General features: G+C 68.4%; 3 protein-coding genes. 2 read left to right on the forward strand and 1 reads right to left on the reverse strand.

All coding sequences use genetic code 11. The features are described from left to right. A partial coding sequence (locus tag ALI144C_RS00005; RefSeq protein WP_143230269.1) for an AfsR/SARP family transcriptional regulator occupies positions 1-769 on the reverse strand: 769 nt, incomplete at its 3' end. A 196-nt stretch (positions 770-965) separates the two neighbouring features. On the opposite strand from ALI144C_RS00005, the gene ALI144C_RS56505 reads away from it, so the two are divergent. Beyond that, the gene (locus ALI144C_RS56505) at positions 966-2,255 is read left to right on the forward strand and encodes a glycoside hydrolase family 19 protein (RefSeq protein ID WP_202818801.1); all 1,290 of its coding nucleotides are present in this window, start codon (positions 966-968) and stop codon (positions 2,253-2,255) included. An 11-nt stretch (positions 2,256-2,266) separates the two neighbouring features. Continuing rightward, positions 2,267-3,000 (forward strand): C40 family peptidase (locus ALI144C_RS00015; RefSeq protein WP_168211125.1); only part of this gene is annotated, 734 nt, incomplete at its 3' end.

Below are 3,000 nucleotides of genomic sequence, written 5' to 3' on the forward strand. Positions count from 1 at the left end.
GCGTGGCCAGTTGCAAGTCCTGGTTGAGGATCGCGGCGTGCAGCCGCTGCGCCTCCTCACCCGGGCTCAGGCCCAGCTCGTCGGCGAGGGTCTTGTTCAGCCTGCGGTACGCGTCCAGCGCGTCCGCCTGGCGACTGGCCCGGTACAGCGCGAGCATCAGCTGTGTCCAGAACTGCTCCCGCAACGGGTACTCGCTGATCAGGACCTGCAGCTCGCTGATCGTCTCACGGTGACGGCCGGATTCGAGGTCGATCTGGATCCTTCGCTCCAGCGCACGCAGGCGTGACTCGTCCAGCCACGGGATCTCCTTGCGGCGCAACGAGTCGGATGACACGTTCGACAGGGGGCGGCCACGCCACAACGACAGCGCCTCGTGCAGGTACGCGGCCTCGGCAGGCCGATCCCGCGCACGGGCCGCTATGTCTGCTTTGTCCAAAATGGCGGTGAACCTGGTGAGGTCGAACTGTTCCGGCGCGACGGTGAGCAGATAACCGTTCTGGTGGGTGCGAAGGACGCCCGCGCCCTCGGTCGGTTCGCCCAACGCCCGGCGCAGGCGCATCACGTACGCCTGCGCGGTCGCCCGGGCCGCGGAAGGGACGTCTTCCTGCCACAGGTGGTCGATCAGCTCGTCGACCTCGACAACGTGACCCGCCTTGAGCAGCAGCGTTGCCAGCACAATCCGCTGTTTGGCCGATGGCAGAGCGACAGTCGCGCCATTCCTGGCCACCTCAAGAGGACCAAGAATCCTGAACTCGAGGTCGCCGTCCATCGCCCTCCATTTCCCCCGAAACGTAGTCACACAACAGTACTGGTCCTCCGCGCCAACCGGAAGTTGACGCCTGCGGTCATGCGCGCGTCAAGGCCGTGTCGGCGGCGCTGCCCATGCTCGACGGCGTCGAAATCCGTTGCGAACACGGGAGGTCCCGGTGACTCACCGACTTAGACCAATCCTTGCCCTCTGCGCCGTGAGTTTGGCGACAGGGGTGCTCGTCGCGCCGCACGCGGCAGCACAACCGCCACCCACCCAGGACAGCCGCATCGCCGTCCTGGAAGGCGACACCCTCTACGTCAAGGAGGGTGGACTGGACGCCGAATGGGTGCCGCAGGGCGACGGCATCAAGAAGTTCGAGCTCGACGGCGACCGGATCGCCGTGCTCACCGACGAGGGCGCGCTGCTGGTCAAGGAAGGCGACCTCGACCCCGGCTGGGCCGAGGTGAACACGGACTCGGTCACCGACTTCCAGCTGGAGGACGACCGCATCGCCTACACCGAGGGCACCGACCTGTGGGCGCTCGAAGGCGAACTGGACGCGCCGCCGATCTTCCAGGAGGGTGGCGTCGAGAAGTTCCAGCTGGACAAGGACCGGGTGGGCGTGCTGACGACCGCCGGGGCGCTGCTGGTCAAAGGCGGGGACCTGGAACCGGGCTGGGCGACCATCGACGCCGACTCGGTGACCGACTTCCAGCTCGACGGCGAGCGGATCGCGTTCGCCGAGGGCAAGTCGTTGTGGATCACCGATGGCGACCTCGACTCGCCGCCGATCCAGCAGGACGACGACGTGACGGCGTTCGACCTCGACGGTGACCGGGTCGCGGTGATCCAGAACGGCAACCTGCTGGTCAAGGAGGGCGACCTCGACCCAGGGTGGTTCGTCGCCGACGAGGGCGGCGTCACCGGCGTGCAACTGCTGGCGCCGACCCAGTCGGGCAGCGGCGACACCTACGTCTCCCTCGCCGACCTCAAGCAGATCTACGGCTACCTCGGCCGCGACACGGACGAGGCGCTCATCGTCGAGGGACTGCCCGGGCTCAACCAGGCCATGGACGAGGGCGAGATCAACAACCCGGCCCGGATCGCGGCGTTCCTCGCGACCCTGCGCAACGAAAGCGGCTTCCGCTACAACGCCGGTGAAGCCGGGAACGGCAGCAGGTACCGCGGCCGCGGCTACATCCAGCTCACCGGCGTGGACAACTACCGCAGCGCGGGCGCGTACCTCGGACACGACCTCGTCAACGACCCCGACGCCGCGGCCTCCCTCGGGCTCAGCGCGCCGGTCGCCCGCTGGTACTGGACGGTCGCGCGAGCCAACACCAACGCCCACGCGGACAACCTCTACATGGGCGGCGTCAACCGCAACATCGGTTACGCGCCCAGCCAGCGCGAGGACGCGGAGCGGTGCAGCGACTTCCAGGCGGCGTTGCGCTACTACAACAACGGCGAACTGCCCGCCGGTCACATCAACTGCAACCGGTGAGGGGAATGTCCATGCCCGGCATGCGAATCAGGGCGGCACTGGCGGCGTTGCTGCTGTTGTGCACCACGATGGTGCTGACGTCGCCCACCGCCTCGGCGGCCCCGGCGTGCGGCGTGCTCGCCGACGGAGCCGCCGACCAGGCCAACGCGGCCGTGCTGCACGCCTGCGACCAGATCGGCCTCGACTACTCGTGGGGCGGCGGGCACGTCCCCGGGCAACCCGGCCCGAGCTTCGGCATCTGCGATCCCCAGAACGGCGCGCCGAACGACTGCCGCGTCAAGGGACTGGACTGCTCCGGACTGGTGCGGTTCGCGTACTTCCTGTCGGTCGGCGAGGACATCATCGACGGGACCAGCGGGTCCCAGTTCCAGACGTCCCGCGCCGTCGACCGGTTCGCCCCGGCGGAGGGCCTCGATCCGCTGCTGCCCGGTGACCTGATGTTCTTCCGCAACTCCAAGGGCAACATCAGCCACGTGTCGATCTACGCCGGTGACGGGTGGATGGTCGAGGCACCCAGCTCCGGCCTGAAGGTGCGGATGGCGTCGGCGACGCGCAGCGGCTACGCCGGAGCCGTCCGGCTGTTCGAGGCAGGCACGTCCGGGCAACCCGCACCCGGCGTGAACCGGATCGCCTACACCGACGGCACCGACCTGTGGGCCAAGGACGGCCCGCTGGACGCCGAACCGATCCTCCAGGAAGGCGACGTCAAGAAGTTCCAGCTGGCGGGTGAGCGGATCGGCGTGCT

This window comes from Actinosynnema sp. ALI-1.44, from assembly GCF_001984155.1.
Taxonomy (GTDB): domain Bacteria; phylum Actinomycetota; class Actinomycetes; order Mycobacteriales; family Pseudonocardiaceae; genus Kibdelosporangium.